Here is a 2,131-nt window from a genome sequence, read left to right as displayed (position 1 = left end):
TCGGCGTGGATATCAATCCCTCCAAAAAAGCTTTGGCCGAAGAATTCGGGATGACGCATTTCGTCAATCCCAAAGAGGTAGAAGAGGATCTGGTCCCTTATCTGGTCAGCCTCACCAAAGGCGGAGCAGACTACAGCTTTGAATGCATCGGTAACACCACGTTGATGCGCCAGGCTCTGGAATGTTGCCACAAGGGTTGGGGAACCAGCGTCATCATTGGCGTCGCCGGAGCTGGCCAGGAAATCAGCACGCGCCCCTTCCAGCTGGTGACTGGACGTAACTGGCGCGGCTCTGCTTTTGGCGGAGCCAAAGGTCGTACGGACGTGCCCAAAATTGTCGACTGGTATATGGAAGGTAAAATCCGGATTGATGAGATGATCACTCATACCCTGCCACTGGAATCCATCAATACCGCCTTTGATTTGATGCACGAAGGTAAATCCATCCGCACTGTGCTGACTTTCTGAGGTATTTCATGCCCGCTCAAGAACTGGAGCTTCTCGAATCGCATGCCTGCTTTGCCGGGCGCATGGAGCGCTATGAACATCCATCCCGGCACTGCCAGGGACCCATGCGTTTTGCGATTTTCATACCCCCGCATCAACCAGGGGAAAAACTTCCGGTGCTGACTTTTCTTGCCGGCCTGACCTGCAGCGAAGAAACCTTCATGATCAAGGCGGGGGCTCAGCGCTATGCGGCAGAACTGGGTCTTATCCTGGTAGCCCCCGATACCAGCCCCCGTAATACCGGCATTGCAGGAGAAAATGACGACTGGGACTTCGGCAGCGGTGCCGGATTTTATCTGGATGCAACGCAAGCCCCCTGGCAGACTCACTATCAGATGTTTTCCTATGTAACCGAAGAACTTCCCGCCCTCATTGCCCGGAATTTTCCCATGAGCGCAGGCGTCCAGGGCATTTGCGGGCACTCCATGGGCGGTCACGGGGCTCTGGTCTGCGGATTACGACGACCCGGGCAGTATCAGTCCCTGTCGGCCTTCGCCCCGGTATCCGCCCCCAGTCAGACGCCCTGGGGACAAAAAGCCTTCAGTCGCTACCTCGGTGCCGATACCCGGCAATGGCTGGCTTATGACAGCCTGGAACTCCTCAAAAGTTCGGACCAACAGCACCCGCCCATCCTGATAGATCAGGGACGCGCCGATCCCTTTCTGGAGGCAGAACTGAAAACGGAATATCTGGAGGCCCTGAATGACCCCCAAATCACCCTGCGCTGGCATGAAACCTATGATCACAGCTATTTTTTCATCAGCAGTTTCATCGGAGAACATCTGAATTTTCATGCCCGCCATCTGGGTGCTGTACCCAGGTCACCCGCTCATGACTGACCGTCGCGGGCATGCGTTGGGGGCAGCCATGTTGGGGATGCTGCTGGATGGCTATGACCTCAGCATCATGGCGGTGGTTCTGCTGCCGCTGAGCAGTGCCTGGCATCTGCAGGCTACGGAAACCGGCATTCTCATGGCCATGGCCCTGCTCGGCTCCCTGATTGGCGGATTATTTGGTGGATTTTTCACGGATCGTTTTGGTCGCCGCCGGCTGCTTTTTCCCAACATTTTTCTTTATGTGCTGGGAGCCTTGATCAGTGCCTTCAGTCCGGATACCGCAGCGCTTTTCGCGGGTCGATTCGTTACCGGCCTCGCCATTGGCCTCGACTACCCACTGGTGGCCACCATCGTTGCCGAATACAGCCAGTCGGCGCAGCGCGGAAACCGCTTTGCCCGGGTCAATCTGGCCTGGTATGTAGGCGCATTGCTCTCCACCCTGGTCGGCTGGGCACTGCTATCCACCGGACCCGACTCCTGGCGCTGGATGCTGGGCAGCGCCATCGTCCCCGCCCTGGCCTTGCTCTGGCTGCGTCGTGGCTTGCCGGAATCACCGCGCTGGCTGGTGCGCAAAGGGCAATATCAGCAGGCAGAAGAAGCCCTGGCGCAGCTACAGCCAGCTTATTCGCAAGCGCAGCGGCAGACGGAACTCGAAAGTTTTCAGATTCAGCGTCAATCGTGGCGCATTCTGCTCCGTAAGGCCTGGTTACGACGCCTTTTTCTCAGCGTTTTCCCCTGGTTTTGTCTGGACGTGGTCGGCCTCGGGATTGGTCTCTATTTCCCCATGGT

Annotated in this window: 3 protein-coding genes; all 3 read left to right on the top strand. The window is 57.2% G+C overall.

Going from position 1 to position 2,131, the window contains the following annotated elements:
- Positions 1-467, top strand: a 467-nt coding sequence (locus AC2VLY_RS09625) for a zinc-binding dehydrogenase (RefSeq protein WP_486922170.1), incomplete at its 5' end; no start/stop codon positions are given.
- A gap of 8 nt (positions 468-475) precedes the next feature.
- A complete protein-coding gene (gene fghA / locus AC2VLY_RS09620; RefSeq protein ID WP_300252758.1) occupies positions 476-1,345 on the top strand; it encodes an S-formylglutathione hydrolase in 870 nt (289 codons plus the stop codon).
- The coding region (locus AC2VLY_RS09615; RefSeq protein ID WP_486922169.1) for an MFS transporter at positions 1,338-2,131 on the top strand (794 nt) is incomplete at its 3' end. The genes fghA and AC2VLY_RS09615, both read left to right, overlap by 8 nt.

The sequence above is a fragment of the Acidithiobacillus sp. TH-A36 genome (assembly GCF_057473445.1).
The sequence above is the reverse complement of the archived record's forward strand: the minus strand, read 5'-3'. Positions and strand labels throughout refer to the sequence as shown.

Coding starts and splice junctions, on each gene's coding strand:
- fghA (WP_300252758.1), top strand. CDS start 476: ATGCCCGCTCAAGAACTGGAGCTTCTCGAATCGCATGCCTGCTTTGCC.